Source organism: Flavobacterium cupreum, from assembly GCF_003996965.1.
GTDB classification, from domain to species: Bacteria; Bacteroidota; Bacteroidia; order Flavobacteriales; family Flavobacteriaceae; genus Flavobacterium; species Flavobacterium cupreum.
Genome location: NZ_QWDM01000004.1, coordinates 52692 through 75429 on the forward strand (window position 1 = coordinate 52692; position 22738 = coordinate 75429).

General features: G+C 39.3%; 9 protein-coding genes. 1 reads left to right on the plus strand and 8 read right to left on the minus strand.

Annotated elements, in window-relative coordinates:
* Window positions 1-75 precede the first annotated feature (75 nt).
* From sov to D0817_RS07015, 5 genes are all read right to left on the minus strand, one after another.
* Entirely contained in the window at window positions 76-7317 is a 7242-nt protein-coding gene (gene sov, locus D0817_RS06995) for a T9SS outer membrane translocon Sov/SprA (protein WP_127337692.1), read from the minus strand.
* Window positions 7318-7341: 24 nt separating this feature from the next.
* Entirely contained in the window at window positions 7342-7923 is a 582-nt protein-coding gene (ruvA, locus tag D0817_RS07000) for a Holliday junction branch migration protein RuvA (protein ID WP_127337693.1), read from the minus strand.
* 77 nt (window positions 7924-8000) lie between these two features.
* Window positions 8001-10292 carry an NADP-dependent malic enzyme gene (locus tag D0817_RS07005; protein ID WP_127337694.1) on the minus strand — a complete coding sequence of 764 codons (2292 nt, stop codon included), beginning with the start codon at window positions 10290-10292 and terminating at the stop codon, window positions 8001-8003.
* A 159-nt stretch (window positions 10293-10451) separates the two neighbouring features.
* Complete coding sequence (locus D0817_RS07010; RefSeq protein WP_127337695.1) at window positions 10452-10877, minus strand: CBS domain-containing protein; 426 nt, start codon at window positions 10875-10877, stop codon at window positions 10452-10454.
* A gap of 445 nt (window positions 10878-11322) precedes the next feature.
* Window positions 11323-11565 carry a helix-turn-helix domain-containing protein gene (locus D0817_RS07015; RefSeq protein ID WP_161568419.1) on the minus strand — a complete coding sequence of 81 codons (243 nt, stop codon included), beginning with the start codon at window positions 11563-11565 and terminating at the stop codon, window positions 11323-11325.
* Window positions 11566-11889: 324 nt separating this feature from the next.
* On the opposite strand from D0817_RS07015, the gene D0817_RS26490 reads away from it, so the two are divergent.
* Window positions 11890-12039: a hypothetical protein gene (locus D0817_RS26490; RefSeq protein ID WP_306462208.1), complete on the plus strand. Its 150-nt coding sequence runs from the start codon at window positions 11890-11892 to the stop codon at window positions 12037-12039.
* A gap of 340 nt (window positions 12040-12379) precedes the next feature.
* Here D0817_RS26490 and D0817_RS07025 read toward each other — a convergent pair whose 3' ends face one another.
* The 3 genes from D0817_RS07025 to D0817_RS07035 all read right to left on the minus strand — a co-directional run.
* Window positions 12380-14383, minus strand: coding sequence for an OmpA family protein (locus D0817_RS07025; RefSeq protein WP_127337697.1), 2004 nt, complete (start codon window positions 14381-14383; stop codon window positions 12380-12382).
* Window positions 14384-14394: 11 nt separating this feature from the next.
* The gene (locus D0817_RS07030) at window positions 14395-15306 is read right to left on the minus strand and encodes a PorP/SprF family type IX secretion system membrane protein (protein WP_127337698.1); all 912 of its coding nucleotides are present in this window, start codon (window positions 15304-15306) and stop codon (window positions 14395-14397) included.
* Between the two features lie 51 nt (window positions 15307-15357).
* A partial coding sequence (locus tag D0817_RS07035; RefSeq protein ID WP_161568420.1) for a T9SS type B sorting domain-containing protein occupies window positions 15358-22738 on the minus strand: 7381 nt, incomplete at its 5' end.

Genomic DNA, 22738 nt, shown 5'->3' on the forward strand with positions numbered 1-22738 from the left:
TTGAAAATTGATAATTGAATATTGAAGCCACAAATGTAATAATCTTCTAATGAAATCTGCTTTAGAAACTCAAAATTAATTTCCGAAATTATATCGAAGCGTAAATCCTGATCGAATATTCGTTAATGGAAATGAGGTTGAAATTACGGCCTTCGAGAACGAGTGATCGTAATAGAATATGGCCGTTAAGTTTTTACTAAACGCATAATCCGCCGTAAGCTTTATCGCCCAGATATTTTGTCCCGCAGCAAGCTGATTGTTGTCATAATCTAAGTAGCGTACTAATGTTTCGTTGTTCCTTAAAGAGAAATCTGCTTTGATATTGATATCACTCTTAATAATTCCTGTCGGGTTATCGGCAAGTCGGGAAGAAAAAATAACATCTTTAAATCGGTATCCCAAACCTACTATGTATTCCATTCCCTTCACTTCCGTCAATAAATTATTGTCAAAACTCATCGATAGTGCCCTGTCTTTTTTGATTTCCGTAAGCACTCTTAAAGAACTTTTCAATTCAAAATCTACGCGGATAAGCGGACTGAACTGCTCTACCAAATTGACATTTGACATGATCGTCTTATTGAAGAAATTACCATTGACATCCTGACCTTCCGGTTTTTCAAAATAATCAAAATTGGACCTGAACTGATTGATCGTATACGAAGCCCTGTAATTATGCTGTAAGGAGAAACGTTTGAATTTATCTTTGAAATACTTATAACGCATTAGTCCGCTATACTTAATAGTCCAGTTTGGAATCGGGAAACTTCTGAAAATATCCGTTGAGGCACCTGCAGCATCTTTACCGGAGTAAGCGGCCAAAAATGCAGGCAATAACACCGCCTGATTGCTTTTTCCGTATCCTATCGGATAACCATCATTTGAAATAATTTGTTTTCTTCCGCTATTGGCCGGATTTGCCAGGTCAGTTATAGGAGCTGTAATATCTTCAGCAGGCAATGTTGAAGCATCATATCTCGGAATTATTGCGCCATAACGTTCTTCTGCCAAACGATTGGCGATTACAAGACGATTGTTTCTGAAATCATCAAATGCCGCAGATTGCGTTTCGTTACTGGTAGAAAATGCGGTCCCGACTAATACCGTCGAAATAGAGAACATTCCATAAGTGTAACGAGACAAAGGCATATAGCGATTATCTGATTCCCTTACTGAATATTGTTCGGAACTGTTTTCAGAATACGACCTGTCCATAGCAAGATCAATTTTGAAATCAGGAAACAAATCAACATTGGCGGTTACTTTCAGAATTTTGTTGGTTACCTGCGTAAAGTTCTGATTGAACTCCTGATAATTGGTCAGCCATCCATTTTTAGCGGCTTCATAACGCACATCATCCTGACTTCCGAAAACAAATCCCAAGGTTGGTCTTGATGTACCAAAGAAACCAACGCCCGGCGTATATCCGGGTAAGACAGTTCCGTTATTTATCGTATAATTTACCTGAATATTTTTAACACTGCTCAAAACCCCAATCAGGCCATCATAAAAAGGACTGCTGGCTGTCGCCGGTTTTGCCGTATTTACAATTTTCTCTCCCGGTTTTGGCGGTGCTGCTGTTTTAGGTTTTGCCGGTTTTTTACCTCCCGGAGTTAAACCTAAATATTTGTACAGCATAGCCATATTAAAGGTTGATGTCAATGTATTTGAATTGGCATTCTGAATCGTATTCCCTAAATCGTAAAGCGTACCATCCGGTGCCTCATACTCCGAAAGAGCTGTTGAAGACCGCTGCCAGCTGTAATCTGCCGTATAGGAATAATTTGCTTTCACAAAACTTAAAACCGGAATTTTATTGATCGGAATCTCATAATTCAGTATCAATTGCTGCACGTGCTGGTTTGGTGTTCCGATATCCCAGTAATCATCCCAGATATTGAAATCTTGTTTTGGTGAGTTATCGTCGTTCAGAAAGTTTCTAACAATATTATTGGAGGCCGCCGTGTAATTCAGCTTTAATGATTTGGTCAGGTTATAACCAAAACCATACTGATAATTGAACGCAAAATTTCTTCTGTACAACGGATCAATTCCTATTCCTTCAACATCTACGTCCCTAAATTGCTGACGATTACTTTGTCTTAAAATATTAGTATTGAAGGTTACGTTAGACGGCAAATAATTGACATTGAAATCGCTTAACATTTTCCAGTATTCACTTTTTTTCATGAATTTGGTTTTCTTAAAAGGAACTATTTCCTTCGGCTGAAAAGTATAGGCGTAGTTTATTGCTGTATTGGATTGTTCATCGTTATAATCAGCCACTTCATAATCATGACGCTCTACCTGATTGTAGGATTGCGAAAATGTGAAATTTTCAATATCGTATACATGTTGTTTTTGCTCGGGAGCCCTGTCTTTTCTTACTCCGATAAAATTGATGCTTTTTCTTTTCGTATAATCAACGGCACGGGTTCTGATATTCTCTTTTTCATTTTCATCAGTCGTTTCTCTCAGCAGCTGTTTTAATTTTATATCCTGATTAAACGGATCGTATTCCGGTGTAATTACCTCTTCCCCGATCGCATAATTAAACGGCAGGTTGATTCCCCATTTTGGAGGCAGTAATTTCCCTAAATTCAGATTGGTCACAATATTGTATTGCTGGATGTCTTCTCTGTCTCTTTCGTTTGCACCCTCTTCAAGTGATCCGAAACCGATGGTGCTTTTACGTCCGGTTGCCGAAACGGTTGCAAAGTCAGCCATATTGGTATCAACACTCAATATTGCCGCCATTCCGCCCTTATTTTCCAAATCGGCCATACGAAGTTCATTAAACCAAACTTCACCTTTGATATCCCTGCGTTCTTCTCTGCTTTTTAAACCAATCATCAGGGTTCGCACCAAACCAAAATTAGGATTTCCTTTTATACCTAATCTTAACCTGCTGTCTCCGTCACCTCCGTCCATGGTGGCGTCATCATCCGGATAATAAACACCGTTGATATCTCTTTTATCCGAATTAATATCAAGAGGCATTGCCTTAATTTTCATTTTGGTTAATAAGTCAAGTGCCAGATCGATATCATTTTCCTCAAGCCACACCTTATCTGCACTTACCCTTCCTGTGCCTTCCGGCCTGGTTACTTTTAAAGGAATTTCGATCTGATAATAGTTTTGCGTAAAGTCATTTCCAAAACGGATAAATGCAGCCATTTCGTCATCCTGCAATTCGGTATCATTTGGTAATGATTCCGCATGCAAAAACATTTTCAGTTTTTTATACTGACGCATGTCAACACTTACATTTTTAAAAACAGCTCTTGAATCTTTATATTCCAGTCCGCCACCTGAAATTCGTAAGGCAAGTGACTGCTCATTCTGATTGATTACCGTATTATTATTGTACAATTGTTCTCTTTGTACTCCGGGAGGAGTCACATAATTGATAGGCAACTTGGTATCATTCTCCTGAACGTTGACTGCCAGGACATCAAAATCCGTATTGTCATTAGTAGGATCCGTATCATTTGCATCAAGGGTTCCCGTATATCTTCTCCACTCTCCTCTTACCAGATCCAAAGCTCCGAAACGCACGGTCATCTGTTCATTAAAACCCGTCATGAACATACGCATGAACCGGATCGATCTGAAATCGGTAATATTCCCAATCGTATTCTGAGGCTGAGAAACCGGGATTTTAAACTGGATCCATCTTGCGGTCGTAGTGCTTCCGTTTGGCAGTTCGATATTACTCACATTACGAATATCAGTAATGTAGTTTTGGCCGATATCCATGTTAGGTCTCATATCAATACTGTATTCATAATACGCATTAATTGTATTCATCGTGTTATCACGATTAATATCTTCTACATCCGGTAAAGTGGTTGCTCCTCTGTTCGGATCATCGATACTAACGGCAGAGTTACCTTCAACGCCATTATATCTTTTATAGCGTTCCTGTACGCCTCCTTCTGCATTTAAATAATATTTATAATTGTCTGCTGCGGGATCTTCTTCTCCGGCATAATTATTATAAATGGAACCTTCCCTCGTATCCGGTAAACCATCTAAACCGACATCCTGATTTCTACGGTTATCCGCATTGGTGTCGAAGGCATAAATCAAAGATTGCGAAGCCGGAACGTCTCCCCAAAGCGGTTGTGGATTAACCACTACCTGATCCGGACCTAATCCGTTTTCGTATTGTTTTCTTCCGTCTTTTAAGACATCTTCGGAAACTTCACCTAAGTTAAAGTAGATTTTTCCTGTATTATTCTGTTGTGCCTGGCCTGCGCCTACATAAGGATCCAATACCCAGAATTGTACATACTCAACGTTCCCCTGCTCAAAATTGGTTGAGTTTAAGGATCGCATTATACCCCCAAAATTAGACGCTGCGGGATCTGAACTAAAATTTGGATTATTATTGTAAGGCCCTCTTTCTGATGGATAATAACTTAAATCAAGTGTATTGATTACCTGAATCTGACCTTGCGCAATATCGGTATTTGGATACAATTCTTTACTGTAAACCCTTCTCGTTGTATTTAAAGACAGGTCGTCGTTTGAAATACCGGACGGTTTTGAAGAGAAGAAAACAGGATCTATAGTATACCATGACAGTTTTGCTCTTTTATGTCCGTACGCTAGCGTATTTGAATTTGCATTAAAAGTAAGGTCGTTTATGGAATTTACAAAAGGGGTCGATGCTAAACTCCATGAATAAGCCGAACGCATATCAATAGTAGACTGCGAACCTTCAAAATCATCCACATAGATAGTAGCTTCTCCTTCAAAATCACTTGCTTTTGGGGCATCTGGTCTTAAAAAAGCAACTTCACCGCGAATCGAAAGATTAGACGGAACGTCGGTATCTATATTCGGCAGTTTGTTTACTAATCGGGTAAAGAAAGGCACTTCAGTTGAATAGTTCCCGTTAAAACCAAAAATGGTATTGTTTACCGATTCCTGACCGTAACTTGACTTTTGGGTAAATGGTCTTTCGGTCATTTTCAGGAACGTCCCGCCAACGACAAAATTATCAGAGATTTTATGCTCGACATTGAATCCCATAAACCTTCGGGTCTGCTGTCCGAAAATGGAATTATTCTCCAATGAAACTTCAATTGGCGTATTGGATGCCTGAAGTGAAGGGTCTAAAATCTGAACTCTTCCCAACTGGTAATCCACACTATAATCTATTCCTTCTACCAGAATCCTTCCGCCTGCAGTTACGACCACAGATCCCTGCGGAACATTAAATGCGCCAATCGGTATACCGTTATTTCCTGAAGATTTGTATTTTCCGCGTAGTAGGAATTTGTTTTTATCACTATCCTGCAAAGCTCCGGACTGTGTGTTTTTATACATGTTCCTAAACACGTATTTCTGCTGATTTACGTTGTAGGTCGTCGGATTATTATAGTCTTCTACGCCACCCGTTTGTAATTTCTTAAACAAAAGCTCTCCAAAAGGTTCCTTGGTCGTAAAAATAATTCGTCCGTTCTGGGCATCAACGGTGATACCCGGAATGTAATCGAAGAATCCGTCACCACCTCCCTGCGGATCATTATTGTAATTTAACTGATCTAAGTTGAAAACATTCAACAATGGTGTTTTTGTGATGTAATAATTATCCGGATCAGGATTAGCAGGATTATCATCCGGAAAGTTGCTTCCTGTTACCGGCGTTATATAATTTATCGGAGACGGATCTGTATAAAGAATATTCAGCCTGAAATCATCCTGTTTGATCTGATACGCCTGAGGAATCTGATACACGTTTTTCATCATCAAATCCCAAACCGGATTGTTTACGTTGGTCAGACTGCTTTTCAGCATTTTCAAAATCAAACTTTGTGTGATAATGGTCTGGTTTGAAGTGTTATTACCGTTCACTACCGTTCCGTCAACTCCGTCACTACCAAACTCCCCTACCTGGTATATTTTATCTCCCACTGTATATTCGAAAGCTACGGCCAGGATTTCATCATTGGCCAGTCGCTGCTGCAGGGAAATGTATCCCAACTGCGGGTTGAAAGTATATTCGTTGCTGGTTAATTTTCGGGCATTTTCAAGTACAGAATAGTCGGTTCCTTCACTGGCTGTTACAGAAGTAAATCCGTTTTTTGCCGTTACGATTTCCCTAATATTCTGGTTCAGGAAACCACCGGAACCTATAGTGGCCGGATCGTATTTATTATTCCTGTTATCGGTTGGTGAATCAATACCTGCCGTAAAAAATCCTGTCGTAGGATTTATTACTACCACTTCATTATCCGGGATTCCGGTAATTTGCGCTTCCCCTAAATCCTGAAGTGCGATAACATTTCTTAAGTTATTACCCGTTGTACTTACCCTGTTTTGCTTGTTCGTTACCCAAACCTCCAATCGTGTAATCTGAACACGGCTTTCTATGAATGGATATTTCTTTAAGGAAGCATCATATTTGTTTCTGAAATATTGTGAAAGGAAGAAATGTCGGTCATTATCATAGTCTAGAGCATACAGGTCAAAATTCTGAACCGTACCGCCACCTTCTGCAACTATACTTTTGGTCTGGGACTTCTGTTCTGAGAAAACTCCGGTAACAGTGGTCTTCCCGAATTGCAGCTGGGTTTTTACTCCAAACAAACTCTGGGCACCTCTGATTAAGGTACTGTTAAGCGGCATACTGACATTACCTACCTCAACTTTTTGAATGATATCATCTTCAGATGGTGTGTAGGCCAGTTTGAATAAATTCTGAAAAGCAAATGTGGACTGGGTATCGTAATTGGCATTTACCTCTAACCGGGTACCTACTTTCCCCATCAGACTCATACTGATTCGCTGATCAAAATCAAAAGTCAGATTGGAGCGATTTCTCGGTGAGAAAGAAGGATTGTCCTGCTTGGTGTAACGAATCCCTAAATCCATTTCTACAGATCCTGTGGGCTTTACGTCTATGGTATTGCTTCCGAAGATACTTTCGAAAAGACTTGAATTAATGTAATAGCGGGGCAGCAAATCCTTTTTGGCAGCTTCGCTTCCTAATTTTTTACCGTCAATGGCATCTGATTTTTTTCTGAAATAATCCCTTCTGGCTTCTTTGAGGACTAAAGCTTCATATTCTTTGGGAGTTAAGACAATCGGATAGTCGATCGAGAAACCGTCTACCGAACTGGTATAAATATACCGGTCTGTAACAGGATCATATTTATAAGCCGAAAGTATACTTGGCGGGTTTTCCAATTGTAATTCCCCTACCGAAAACTGTTTTTTAGTTGTATCTTGAACTGCTGGATTTACTTGTGCCCGCAAAACATTACCGCAAAATAAAACCAGTAAAAAAATACAAATTTTACGCATACAATTCGTTTATATAAATTGAGTTTATAAGCTTTTTAATGCTTTTTTAATGATCGTTTCAACAGTTGCTTCCGGATCTTCTTTTACGATTTTTTCGACTACTTTTTCTGAAGTTTTACGAACAAAACCTAAAACTTCCAAAGCAGATAACGCTTCATCTCGGTTTGTATTGTTCTGAACTACTGAAACTTCATCCAAATCGTATAACTTTAACACTTTTTCTTTTAAATCAAGTATAACTCTCTGTGCTGTTTTGCTTCCAATCCCTTTTATAGACTGAATAACACCCACATCTCCAGAGGCAATGGCGTTTATAATTTGTCGGGGTTCTATAGAAGATAACATTGTTCTTGCAATACTGGCTCCGATACCCGAAACAGACAATAGCATTCTGAAAATTTCGCGTTCTGATTTCTCTGCAAAACCAAATAAAGTATGCGCATCTTCTTTGATTTGAAGATGCGTATACAGTTTTATATTTTCAGCATTGGGAATTAATGAAAAGGTGTGTAAAGATATATTTACCTGATAACCAACTCCGCCACAGTCAATTATGACGTCTGTTGGATTCTTTTCGACCAATTTCCCCTGCAAATGTGCTATCATAGTGTAATTTATTAGGCTCAAATATAACAAAAATGCAATAAAAATAAGACAATATTATTTGATCCTTATTCTCTTTACTATTTAGCCAGTTTATTTTTTTTATTTTCTTTTTCCTGAGCGTCAATAACAGCAATAGCAGCCATATTTACCATCTCTTCAACACTTGCTCCCAATTGGAAAATGTGGACTGGTTTACCCATTCCCATCATGATCGGACCAATTGAATTTACTTTGTACAATTCTTTTAATAATTTATACGTAATATTCGCCGATTCCAAGTTTGGAAAAATCAGGGTGTTTACTTTTTTTCCTGCTAATTTAGAGAACGGAAATTTTTCTGCAAGCATCTCCTGATTCAGGGCAAAATCGGCCTGGATTTCTCCGTCAACAATTAAATCAGGATGGTTTTTGTGTAAATACGCTACTGCGTCTCTTACTTTTGAAGCGCCCGGACTTGTTGAAGAACCAAAGTTCGAGAACGAAACCATTGCGATAACAGGCTCAACACCAAACATTTTGGCTGTTTTTGCCGTCATGATCGCAATATTAACCAAATCTTCTGAAGATGGATTAATATTGATTGCCGTATCTGATAAAAACATTGGTCCACGGGAAGTCAGCATCATATTTGCTGTTGCAACCAGTGATGCTCCGGGTGCTTTTTCAATTAATTGTAACATTGGTTTTACCACACTTGGGTAACTTCTGGTATGACCTGTAACCAAAGCATCTGCTTCACCTTCATTGACCATCATGGCGGCAAAATAGTTTCTTTCGCGCATGAATTTTTGTGAATCAAGTAACGAAACACCTCTTCTGTCTCTGGTTTCCCAGTACGAAGTCGCGAATCTGTTTCTTCTTGCTTCTTCTTCAGTCGTTTTAGGGTCAATAATTTCTATTTCGGCATCAAAACCCAATTCGGCTTTCAGCTCTAAAATCACTTCTTTATTTCCTAATAAAATTGGAAAACCAATTCCGTCCTCATAAACAATCTGAGCTGCTTTTAGGACATTTAATTGATCTGCTTCTGCAAAAACAATTCGTTTTGGATCCATTTTAGCACGGTTTGTCATCAGACGAACCATTTTATTATCGTTCCCCATACGTTCGCGAAGTGCATCTTCATAGGCTGCCCAGTCTGTAATAGGATTTTTGGCCACTCCCGATTCCATGGCTGCTTTTGCAACCGCTGGGGCCACAATTGTAATCAATCTTGGATCGAATGGTTTTGGAATGATATAATCTCTTCCGAAACCTAATTTTGTTGCTCCGTAAGCTACGTTTACCTGCTCCGGAACGGGTTCTTTTGCTAAAATAGCTAATGCTTTTACAGCCGCCATTTTCATCGCTTCGTTGATTTTTGTAGCTCTTACGTCTAATGCTCCTCTAAAAATATAAGGAAAACCTAAAACGTTATTTACCTGATTAGGAAAGTCAGAACGGCCTGTAGCCATAATAACATCCTTACGGGTTTCTGTAGCTAAATTATAATCGATTTCCGGATTTGGATTTGCCATCGCAAAAACAATCGGATTGTCATTCATGCTTAGTAACATTTCCGGCGAAAGAATATCTCCTGACGATAATCCGATGAAGACATCAGCTCCTTTTACGGCTTCTGACAATTCAATTTTAGCACCGTCTACGGCATATTTCAATTGTAGTTCTGATAGCGAAGGATTGTCTTTTGTTAAAAGTCCTTTACTGTTAAACATTTTAATATTCTCTACTTTTACGCCCAGTAAAACATATAAGTCCGTACAGGCGATTGCAGCCGAACCTGCTCCCGAAACTACTACTTTTACATCTTCTGCTTTTTTTCCTGCCAGTTCTAATGCATTGATTAAAGCTGCCGAAGAAATAATCGCCGTACCATGCTGATCATCGTGCATTACCGGAATATCTAATTCTTCTACCAGTCTTCTTTCGATTTCAAAAGATTCAGGTGCTTTAATATCTTCCAGATTGATTCCTCCAAAAGTCGGGGCAATATTTTTTACCGTCTGTATAAATTCTTCAATATCCTTCGTTCCGATTTCGATATCAAAAACATCAATATCAGAGAATATTTTAAACAACAAACCTTTTCCTTCCATAACCGGTTTTGAAGCTTCAGGACCGATATCTCCAAGTCCTAAAACAGCTGTACCGTTTGAAATTACAGCAACCAGGTTCCCTTTTGCTGTATATTTATATACGTCGTCAATATTTTTTGCAATTTCTAAACATGGCTCTGCAACTCCCGGAGAGTATGCCAAAGATAAGTCTCTTTGTGTCGCATATTTCTTTGTTGGAACTACCTGAATTTTTCCCGGAGTCGGCTTTGAATGGTATAATAATGCCTCTTCTCTTTTACTGTCTTTACTCATTGTTTTTAGCTTTTATTCTAGCTTACAAAGATATAAGTCTTCATTTAAAATGGCATGTTTTTGTCGCTTTCTTTTGTTAAAATAACAATTGCAGCTCTCACAAAAAAATAGTCCGGCAGAATCCGGACTATTTTTTAAGGCTTATTTTTTAGAATTTACTTACTGTGAAATATAAGAATTTAAATGATGAATGGTATCTTTTTGAATTTCGATAATGGCCTTCACCACATCACTTATGGAGATGATTCCAACGACGATTCCGTTTTCTAAAACCGGTAAATGTCTGATGCGTTTGGTGCTCATGAGTTCCATGCAGTCTTCGATATTATTGGAAAGTTTTACCGAGAAAACCGTGCTTTCCATAATTTCGTGTACAAATGTTTCTTTTGAAGATTTGTCTTTCAGAACAATTTTTCGGGCATAATCCCTTTCGGATAATATTCCTTTTAAATCGGATCCGTCTATCACCAGAATTGCTCCTATGTTTTTTTCTCCCATTACTTTCAGTGCTTCATAAACCGTTGTGGTGGAGCGAACCGAATAAACATTTTTCCCTTTTGCGTTTAGTATTTGATCTACAGTCATATCTGAAAAATTTTAAGTCCTATAAAGTTAAAAAAAATTGCATACACACGACAACGAAATCGATTTTTTAAAACTTAACATATTCATTTTAAATATAATACATTAAATTTCAAGTTTTCAAAATTATACCATAATGAAAGAAAACTTTTATAAAGCTTTTTTGTGAAAAATTAAGTTTTTTAACTTTAGATTCGTCTTATTGCTGCATTTTTTTTACTGCAAGAAAATCCAACCCAATTTGTCATTTCGACGAAGGAGAAATCTTCGCGACAAAATTCTACAAAGCTTGGAAATACTTTGTAGAGTTACTTGTGAAGATTTCTCCTTCGTCGAAATGACAAACTAGACGAATGTAGGGCGAAGAATGGATTCAGGCTATAACTAAAAAAGACTTTTCTAAAATAGAAAAGTCTTTTTTATTTGGATGCTTATTTCAGAATAGAAGTTATAGATTTTCTGAAAATATTTTACCTATTAATATACTTGAATTTATTTTCAATGCATCAGCTATTGTAAAAAGCAAACTAATAGTAATATTCTGTTTCCCTTTTTCAATTCGCTGAATAGTTCGTACATCAACATTACATAATGTTGATAACTGTGCTTGTGTAATTTCTTCTTTTATTCTGAGTTCCCTGACCAGCAAACCTAATCTGGCAATCTCTGACTCATATCTATTTTTTTCCACAAACCAAATCTATTAAACTGCGGAAAAAAACAACACGACATATATGACGTGTTAAGAATATAATGCTATATTTGTAATATTAAACTTTCAAATAATTAATAATATAGAAACAAAAAATTAATTATAATCTATAAAAAAAGCTATCATGGAAAAAAATGAAATTAAAAATTAGAAAATCTTAAAAAATTAATTGCTCCGTATTTCAATCCTAAAAAACCGTACACTGATAAGACAAGAAGTTATTATACTGCTCAAATTAAGTTACAGAATTATTACGAGCTTGGCTCTACGATTACCAATATGCTAAAAATGTGCATTCTGGCATTGGAACAGCAAGAACATAAAATTTCGGAGACAGACCAACACTCTTCTATTAATGTGATGCTGATTTTAGAAATGGTGCTGGAAATGTTTCCTTTGGATGAATTTGAGGTATTCGATGAAATTAATAAAATGTGCCTTGCAGATTCTTAAAACTTTCATGAATAGAGAATTGAAAAAGGTTTTTTTTATTGCTGCATTAGCGTCATTTTTGTCATTTCGACGAAGGAGAAATCACACACGTAATTCGACAAAGATTTTTGACTTTTGTTACGGAGTTTCGGGATGTGATTTCTCCTTCGTCGAAATGACAAGCAGGGCGAATTTAACTTATAAACACTTTGTAGATCTTTGACTTTTGTTACGGAGTTTCTGGTGTGATTTCTCCCTTCGGTCGAAATGACAAACTGAACGCGCGGAATGCGTTCAGGCTAAACCTAAAAAATCCCTTTTCTAAAATTTAGAAAAGGGATTTCATTAAATAAAAATGGAACTATAAGTAGGTAATAATAAATTCGCTTCGTCTGTTTTGCTGATGTTGCTTTTCGGTACATTTTACACCGTCGGCACATTTGTTGACCAATTGGGTTTCCCCGAATCCTTTTGGAGCCAGTCGGCTTCCGTCGATTCCTTTCTTAACGAGCCATTCTTTTGTAGATTGTGCTCTTTTTTCGGAAAGGATCATGTTATTCGAAGCCGATTGGCGGCTGTCGGTATGCGAACGAATATCGAGTTTTATGGTCGGATATTGTTTCAGCACATCTACCAGTTTCTGCAATTGCGGTTCTGATGTTTTCTTGATAGTAGCTTTTCCCAAATCGAAAAAATTCATCGGGATATTTAGCAATTTCGCCAAATCTGTCCCAACTGCGATAGGCTTAAGCGTTACGGCATTGATCTTGATTTTTTTGACTTCGATGGTTTTTGCAACTATAGGTTTGGCCTTCTTTTCCAGCTCGATCATAAAGGTGGTTTTTCCGGATGCTTTTTTTATGCTTATCGGAGCTTCCTTGATTTCATAATCGGCTTTGGATGTTTTGATAATATACTTTTTACCGCATTTTACATTCGGAAAAACATAATTTCCATTTTGATCCGAAACCGCTTCCAAAGAATTCTGACGCGTTTCATCGAACAAAATTAAAGCCACTCCCGAAAGATTTTCTTTCGTTTCGGCATCTGTAATCGTACCTGACAAATCCTGCTCACAGATCAGCTTTCGAATTTCGGTAAAACGATAAACATCGTCCAGTCCGTGACCGCCTTCTCTGTTGGAAGAAAAAAATCCGTTTCTGTTTTTACTGTTTATCACAAACGCAAAATCGTCGAGCTTACTATTTATAGGCTCTCCAACGTTTAGTACCTCATCGAGAGAACCTTCTTTGGTTATTCTCGAAACAAAAATATCCAGTCCGCCAAGCCCCGGACGACCGTCGCTGTCAAAATAAAGTTCGTTGTCATCGGAGATAAACGGAAATGTTTCTCTTCCTTCGGTATTGATTTCCGAACCTAAATTTTCCGGTTTGCCAAAAGTTCCATCGGTTCCTATACTCACTTTAAAAATGTCTGACTGCCCTAAAGTTCCCGGCATGTCTGATGCAAAATACAATGTTTTTTCATCCACACTTAAGGCAGGATGCGCCACACTGTACTGGTCACTGCTGAAAGGAAGTTCCTGTACATTTACCCATTCGTCATTGACAAGAGTGGCTTTAAACAGTTTTAGAAACGAGACTTTATTTTCGTTCTCTTTTCTTTTTCCGTTTACTGAATTATTTCGGGTAAAATACATCGTTCGCCCGTCTTTTGTAAAAACGGGTGTCGACTGATTTAAATGGGTACTTAAATTCTTTTTATGAAAAAACATTGTTTCTCCAATACCGCCGTCGGGCATCATTTCAACAGCGTATAAACTCGAAATCGATTTGTTCGTCCACTTAAAACTTTTCTTTACGATCGAACCGGTATCCCTGGCCGATGTAAAAACTAATTTGTTGCCTAAAACCGTACTTCCATAATCGGAATCTTTGGAATTAATTCCGGCATCGGCGATTTCAAAACGGCCTGAATTGGTTTTAATATCTTCTAAATAATTTCGGTTTTTGCTAAACAAAATCGCCCTCTGATCTGAGGGTGCTTTTTGACTGAATTTTTCTAAAACCTGATCTGATTTCGTATAATTTCCGTCTGATTTTAAGCATTGGGAATACCGGAATACGTAATCGGCATCCTGATTATCATTCAATAAAAATAACTCATCGTAATATTGTAACGCTTGCTGTAAATCGCCTGTAAAATAGTAGGAATTAGAAAGTCTTTGTAATATTCGCTCGTCTTTGTATCCTTTTTTAATTAGCTTTTCGTATGCTTTTGCGGCATCTGCGTAAGCGTAACTATCGTATTTTTTATCTGCTTTTTTGATACTTCCCGTCTGAGCATTCGCATTGAATAAAAAGCAGAAAAACAAAAAGGAGTAAACTAAGTTTTTAATTTTCATATTTAAATCCATTAAAAGAATCTTGGTGAAGTCAGTTTGTTGTAGTTATTGAAAAAGTCAAAACGAAGGAAAATCTCATGTGATCCCGAATTGTATTTTCTTAACTGAGTCGTTTCATGATCATATCCATAACCAATGTACATTCCTTTGGTCACCTGAAAACCCGCCATGGCACTTACCGATGCACTCCAGCGATAAGCAACGCCGACCACAAACTTATCATTAAACATAAAATTACCCGAAACATCAACCTGCAGCGGTGCTCCTTCTACCATTTTGGTCAATATTGCCGGTTTGAATTTGATATATTCGAGACGATCTAAATCAAACACGTAACCTGCCATGAAATAATAGTTTATTTTATCTTTAAAAATTGCAGTATCATTATCGTCGTAACGTTTGGTTTCTATAAAATTCGGAACAGACAATCCCATATACATTTTATCGGAATGCCAATAAATCCCTGCTCCAACGTTTGGCGTAATTTTGTTGCTTAAATCCTGAAATTGCGGATCGTTCTGATCTTCATAAGTCAGTTTATTTACATCCAGATTGAAAAGGTTTGCGGTTGCTTTTATTCCGAAAGAAAGCTTAAACGATTCAGATGTCGGAATGCTATAAGACAAATCGGCCGATAGCGTGTTTTCATTCGTAGGTCCGATTTTATCGTTTACCAAAGAAACTCCCAAACCCAATTTACTGTTGTTTAAAGGTGTATTTATCGAAAAAGTACTGGTTTCCGGCGCTCCGTCCAGACCCACCCATTGTGTACGATATAACCCAAAAACACTTAACACACCACGGGAACCCGCATAAGCCGGATTGATTTCGATCGTGTTGTACATGTATTGCGTAAATTGAGAATCCTGCTGTGCCGAACACACCGCTGAGATAAACATAAAAATCAAAATTAACTTTTTCATTTAGTAAGCTTTAAAAACGGTCGGGCGATTAGCCAAACCGTTTATATTTTTTTATTTATTCATATACAGGTAACCGCTTAATTCGTGTGAATTGGAGGCACTGTCTTTATATTTTAAAATGTAGAAATAGGTTCCAACCGGTAATCCGTCTGATTGTTTAACGGTGGCGCGGCCTTCTGAGAACCCTTTGAATACCCTGTCTTCATTGTTGTAATGATCAGCATCATAAACCAAAACACCCCAACGGTTATAGATTTCAACTGTATTCTCAGGATAACATTCGATTCCACGAATGTAAAATCTTGTGTTTTTATTGTCTCCGTTTGGAGAGAATGCTTTTAAAGGCTCAATCATACAACCATTTAACGCTAATACCGTAGGCTTATCTCCCAGATTGTCTTCGTTGTCCGACTTATCCTCAACCACAACTCCTCTGGCACTAACTCCCTGAGCGGTTGCCTGATTGCTTACGCTGCCCAGATTGATATCAGACTGTTTTATTTTATACTGTGCCGTGAAAGTATTTTCATCTGTTTCGTTGACATCCAGATCAATTGTCTGGCCCGAAACTTCGATACCCGGTAAAGGATCTCTAATGGTAATCCCTTTTAATGGAACATTACCTGTATTGGTGATCTTAAACTTGTAGGTGATGGTTTCTCCTGCATTGGCGAATCCGCTGGCATTTTCATCATTGAAAGTTCCCGTTTTGATAATCGCAATCGCCGGAAATTCAACAAAAACATGAAGCGCTGCAGAACTGCAATTTGTGGCACTTGCCTTTTCGCAAATCTGATACGTTACGGTATATTGTCCGCCCGGAGTATTTGGAAGTACGTTTACGGTTCCATCGGCATTCAATTCAAAATTAGGACTTGCTGAAGTTTTTGTAATCAGTATATCCGTCGGATTAATTGCCGTTCCGTTTAGTAAATCATTGTCAAGGACATTTATAAATTCAAGAGAACCGTTTATTCCGTCAACAGCTACTTCTGCATCATCATTTGCTACAATCGGCGCTGTCGGGTTTATCGGAGTAGTGGCATTCAATACGGTAACAGTCACAATCGCCTGACTGCAATTTGACGGATTGGAAACATCACAAATCTGATACGTTAACTGATACGTTCCTGATGGAGTTCCCAGTTTTACCTCTACAGCCCCATTATGATTTAAAATCAGGTTTGCATTTGGAATCACCGTACTTAAAACCGCATTTGCCGGATTTATTGCTGATCCGTTTAGGATATCATTATCAAATATATTCAATGAGGTATTTACTCCTTTGCTCGCATCTATCGGGCCAGCCATGTCGTCTTTTGCCTGAATGGTAAACGTTGGCCTTGCGTTACATTGCGGTGTAGCTGTCGGATAATTTACAACAACACTTTTTGTAGGGTTTAATGAAAACTCCATTGTCACTGCCGGTCTTGTCTTTTCAAATCCATCGGCACCTTCTGTCCATTGCCCATTGGCAAGTAACCATCCCGGCCAGTCTAATCCGTTTCCGTTGCTGTCAATAACTGCTCCCGGCCATAAAATATTTCCGCTCAATGGTAAATTAGTTTGAGTAGCGACAACATTGTTTGCACTATCAATCCATTTTATTGTTAATAGATCAGTTGGTGTAAAATTATCTGCTACCACATTATAAGTCACATACGGAACATTATTAGCACAATAACCCGTAGCTGTTACGGTCATTGCTGGCGCAACTACAGTCACCTTAACAGAGGCCGTACTACAACTCGTTGGATTTAATTTTTCACAGATTTGATACGTTAACTCATACGTTCCTGCCGGTGCGTTTGCTGCCAATACCAATGTTCCGTCAGGGTTTAATTTGACGAATCCTGTTGGATCTGTTGTTAGTACTGTCAGATTAATTTCGCTTGCCACAATCGGAAAACCATTTTTAGTATCGTTTGAAAAAATATTCAAAAGATTTTTTGGCTGATTGATTCCAACTATTGATTCTACTGTATCTGCATTTGCCAATAAGAGTTCTGCCGTCACGACAACTGTTGAAGTCGCTGTATCACAGTTACCAGGATTATTGATTTCACAGATGGTATATTCTAAATTATAACTTCCTGCCGGTGTATTGGCCGCAACTGTTACGGTACCATTGGTATTAATTGTCAGTCCTGGTGGAATTGGAGTGGTTACCGTTAATTTTACTTCTCCAGGATTTGTGCCGATTACGGCTTGTGCTGCTTTTACGGTATCCCCTGCAATTAAGGAAACTGTTGTCGTACCTCCTGCATTTCCGTTGATCGATCCCAGGTTTTCTGCAACAGCATCAATTGATGGTGCTGTGATCGTTACTTTAACCTGGTTTGAACTACAATTTGTTGGGTTTAACAACTCACAGATTTCATAGGTCAGTTCGTAAGTTCCTGCCGGAGCGTTGGCGCCTAATATGGCATTTCCATTGGTGTCTACGGTTAAATATCCTTTCGGATCTGCCGCAGTCACCGTCAGTTTTACGTCTGATGGAATTAAGGCTGTTCCGTTTTTAGTGTCATTGTCAAAAACATTTATAAGTGTTTTTGGTGTATTCGAACTAAGCGTTGAAGGAACTGCATCTAAATTCGCTACCAAAGTTGCTGCGGTCACCAAAATCGTTGAAGTTGCGGTATCACAATTCCCCGGATTGTTAATCTCGCAGATCGTATATTCTAAATTATAAGTACCTGCAGGTGTATTGGCCGCGACTGTAACTGTTCCGTTTGTATTGATCGTAAGACCTGCCGGTATCGGAGTCGTTACGGTTAATTTTACGTCACCCGGATTTGTTCCGATTACAGCTTGTGCTGCGTTTACGGTATCACTTGCAATTAACGATATGGCTGTTGTGCCGCCTGCATTTCCATTAATAGAACCAAGGTTGTCTGCAACGGCTTCGATTCCCGGTGCTGTCACTACAATTGTTGAAGTAACGGTATCGCAATTCCCCGGATTATTGATTTCACAAATGGTGTATTCTAAATTGTAACTTCCTGCTGGTGTATAAGCCGCAACTGTTATGGTTCCGTTTGTATTGATCGTTAGACCCGTTGGTATCGGAGTAGTTACCGTTAATTTTACGTCTCCGGGATTTGTTCCGATTACGGCTTGTGCTGCGTTTACGGTGTCAGCTGCGATTAAGGAAACTGTTGTAGTTCCGCCTGCATTTCCGTTTATGGATCCAAGATTGTCTGCAACAGCGTCGATTGATGGTGCTGTGATCGTTACTTTTACCTGGTTTGAACTACAGTTTGTCGGGTTTAACAACTCACAGATTTCATAGGTCAGTTCATAAGTTCCTGCCGGAGCATTGGCCCCTAATATCGCATTTCCATTGGTGTCTACTGTCAAATATCCTTTTGGATCAGCTGTAGTTACCGTCAGTTTTACGTCCGATGGAATTAAGGCTGTTCCGTTTTTAGTGTCATTGTCAAAAACATTTATAAGTGTTTTTGGTGTATTCGAACTAAGGGTTGAAGGAACTGCATCTAAATTCGCTACCAAAGTTGCTGCTGTCACCACAATCGTTGAAGTTGCGGTATCACAATTCCCCGGATTGTTAATCTCGCAGATCGTATATTCTAAATTATAAGTACCTGCCGGTGTATTGGCCGCGACTGTTACGGTTCCGTTTGTATTGATCGTTAGACCCGTTGGTACCGAAGCCGTTACCGTTAATTTTACGTCACCAGGATTTGTTCCGATTACGGCTTGTGCTGCGTTTACCGTGTCACCTGCGATTAATGAAACTGTTGTAGTACCTCCTGCATTTCCGTTGATCGAGCCTAGGTTGTCTGCAACAGCGTCAATTGATGGAGCTGTAACTACAACTGTTGAAGTTGCGGTATCGCAGTTCCCCGGATTGTTGATTTCACAGATGTTATATTCTAAATTGTAACTTCCTGCCGGTGTATTGGCTGCAACTGTTACTGTTCCATCTGAATTGATCGTTAGACCCGTTGGTATCGGAGTAGTTACCGTTAATTTTACGTCTCCGGGATTTGTTCCGATTACGGCTTGTGCTGCGTTTACGGTGTCAGCTGCGATTAAGGAAACTGTTGTAGTTCCGCCTGCATTTCCGTTGATCGAGCCTAAGTTTTCTGCAACAGCGTCAATTCCCGGTGCTGTGATCGTTACCTGTACTTGGTTTGAACTGCAGTTTGTCGGGTTTAACAACTCACAAATTTCATATGTCAGCTGATAAGTTCCTGCCGGAGCGTTGGCTCCTAATATCGCATTTCCATTAACATCTACCGTCAAATATCCTTTTGGATCGGCTGTGGTCACCGTCAGTTTTACCTCTGATGGAATTAAAGCGGCTCCGTTTTTAGTGTCATTGTCAAAAACATTTATAAGTGTCTTTGGTGCATTTGAACTAAGGGTTGAAGGAACGGCATCCAAATTCGCTACCAAAGTGGCTACTGTCACGACAATCTTTGAAGTTGCGGTATCACAGTTCCCCGGATTGTTGATCTCACAGATGGTATATTCTAAATTGTAAGTACCTGCCGGTGTGTTAGCGGCCACTGTTACGGTTCCGTTTGTATTGATCGTTAGACCTGCCGGTATCGGAGTCGTAACTGTTAGTTTTACGTCTCCCGGATTTGTTCCGATTACGGCTTGTGAACCGTTTACCGTATCACTTGCAATCAGTGAAACTGTTGTGGTTCCGCCTGAATTTCCGTTGATGGATCCAAGATTTTCTGCAACAGCGTCAATTGATGGAGCTGTAACTACAACTGTTGAAGTTGCTGTATCGCAATTCCCAGGATTGTTGATTTCACAGATTGTATATTCTAAATTATAAGTACCTGCCGGTGTGTTAGCGGCCACTGTTACCGTACCGTTTGTATTGATCGTAAGTCCTGTCGGTATTGGCGTGGTTACGGTTAGTTTTACATCTCCAGGATTTGTTCCGATTACGGCTTGTGAACCGTTTACCGTATCATCTGCGATTAAGGAAACTGTTGTGGTTCCGCCTGAATTTCCGTTGATGGATCCAAGATTTTCTGCAACAGCGTCAATTGATGGAGCTGTAACTACAACTGTTGAAGTTGCCGTATCGCAATTCCCAGGATTGTTGATTTCACAGATTGTATATTCTAAATTATAAGTACCTGCCGGTGTGTTAGCGGCCACTGTTACCGTACCATTTGTATTGATCGTAAGTCCTGTCGGTATTGGCGTGGTTACGGTTAGTTTTACATCTCCAGGATTTGTTCCGATTACGGCTTGTGAACCGTTTACCGTATCATCTGCGATTAAGGAAACTGTTGTGGTCCCGCCTGCATTTCCGTTTATGGATCCCAGGTTATCTGTAACGGCATCGATTCCCGGTGCTGTGATTGTTACTTGAACTTGGTTTGAACTGCAGTTTGTCGGGTTTAACAACTCACAAATTTCATACGTCAGTTGATAAGTTCCTGCCGGGGCGTTGGCTGCTAATATTGCGTTTCCGTTGGTGTCTACCGTCAAATATCCTTTTGGATCGGCCGTAGTTACTGTCAGTTTTACGTCTGATGGGATTAAGGCTGTTCCGTTTTTAGTGTCATTGTCAAAAACATTTGTAAGTGTTTTTGGCGTATTCGAACTAAGGGTTGAAGGAACTGCATCTAAATTCGCTACCAAAGTTGCTGCTGTCACTACAACTGTTGAAGTTGCCGTATCACAGTTAGCAGGATTGTTGATCTCACAAATAGTGTATTCTAAATTATAACTTCCTGCCGGTGTATTGGCGGCAACTGTTACTGTTCCGTTTGTATTGATTGTCAGTCCTGTTGGGATTGGAGTCGTTACCGTTAATTTTACGTCACCCGGATTTGTTCCGATTACGGCTTGTGCTGAGTTTACCGTGTCAGCTGCGATTAAGGAAACTGTTGTATTACCTCCCGCATTTCCATTGATCGAACCTAGGTTGTCTGCAACTGCGTCGATTGATGGAGCTGTAACTACAACTGTTGAAGTTGCGGTATCGCAGTTCCCCGGATTGTTGATTTCACAGATGTTATATTCTAAATTATAACTTCCTGCCGGTGTATTGGCGGCAACTGTTACTGTTCCGTTTGTATTGATCGTTAGACCCGTTGGTATCGGAGCCGTTACTGTTAGTTTTACTTCTCCAGGGTTTGTTCCGATTACGGCTTGCGCTGCGTTTACCGTGTCAGCTGCGATTAATGAAACTGTTGTGGTCCCGCCCATATTTCCGTTTATGGATCCTAGGTTGTCTGCAACTGCGTCGATTCCAGGTGCTGTGATTGTTACTTGTACTTGGTTTGAACTACAATTCGTTGGGTTTAACAACTCACAGATTTCATAGGTCAGTTCATAAGTTCCTGCCGGAGCGTTGGCTGCTAATATCGCATTTCCATTGGTGTCTACGGTTAAATATCCTTTTGGATCAGCTGTAGTTACCGTCAGTTTTACGTCTGATGGAATTAAGGCTGTTCCGTTTTTAGTGTCATTGTCAAAAACATTAACCAAGGTTTTTGGTGCATTTGAACTAATGGTTGAAGGAACTGCATCTAAATTCGCTACCAAAGTTGCTGCGGTCACTACAATTGTTGAAGTTGCCGTATCACAGTTAGCAGGATTGTTGATCTCACAAATAGTGTATTCTAAATTATAACTTCCTGCCGGTGTATTGGCGGCAACTGTTACTGTTCCGTTTGTATTGATCGTTAGACCCGTTGGTATCGGAGCCGTTACTGTTAGTTTTACTTCTCCAGGGTTTGTTCCGATTACGGCTTGCGCTGCATTTACCGTGTCAGCTGCGATTAATGAAACTGTTGTGGTCCCGCCCATATTTCCGTTTATGGATCCTAGGTTGTCTGCAACTGCGTCGATTCCAGGTGCTGTGATTGTTACTTGTACTTGGTTTGAACTACAATTCGTTGGGTTTAACAACTCACAGATTTCATAGGTCAGTTCATAAGTTCCTGCCGGAGCGTTGGCTGCTAATATCGCATTTCCATTGGTGTCTACGGTTAAATATCCTTTTGGATCAGCTGTAGTTACCGTCAGTTTTACGTCTGATGGAATTAAGGCTGTTCCGTTTTTAGTGTCATTGTCAAAAACATTTATAAGTGTTTTTGGTGTATTCGAACTAAGGGTTGAAGGAACTGCATCTAAATTCGCTACCAAAGTTGCTGCTGTCACCACAATCGTTGAAGTTGCGGTATCACAATTCCCCGGATTGTTAATCTCGCAGATCGCATATTCTAAATTATAACTTCCTGCTGGTGTATTGGCCGCGACTGTAACTGTTCCATTTGAATTGATCGTTAGACCCGTTGGTATCGGAGTAGTTACCGTTAATTTTACGTCTCCAGGGTTTGTTCCGATTACGGCTTGTACTGTGTTTACGGTATCACCTGCGATTAGTGAAACTGTTGTGGTTCCGCCTGCATTTCCGTTTATGGATCCT

Excerpts from the sequence above, each read along its gene's own strand:
- D0817_RS07010 (WP_127337695.1), bottom strand. The coding sequence starts at position 10,877 with ATGACTGTAGATCAAATACTAAACGCAAAAGGGAAAAATGTTTATTCG.
- D0817_RS07025 (WP_127337697.1), bottom strand. The coding sequence starts at position 14,383 with ATGAAAATTAAAAACTTAGTTTACTCCTTTTTGTTTTTCTGCTTTTTA.
- D0817_RS07005 (WP_127337694.1), bottom strand. The coding sequence starts at position 10,292 with ATGAGTAAAGACAGTAAAAGAGAAGAGGCATTATTATACCATTCAAAG.
- sov (WP_127337692.1), bottom strand. The coding sequence starts at position 7,317 with ATGCGTAAAATTTGTATTTTTTTACTGGTTTTATTTTGCGGTAATGTT.
- D0817_RS07030 (WP_127337698.1), bottom strand. The coding sequence starts at position 15,306 with ATGAAAAAGTTAATTTTGATTTTTATGTTTATCTCAGCGGTGTGTTCG.
- ruvA (WP_127337693.1), bottom strand. The coding sequence starts at position 7,923 with ATGATAGCACATTTGCAGGGGAAATTGGTCGAAAAGAATCCAACAGAC.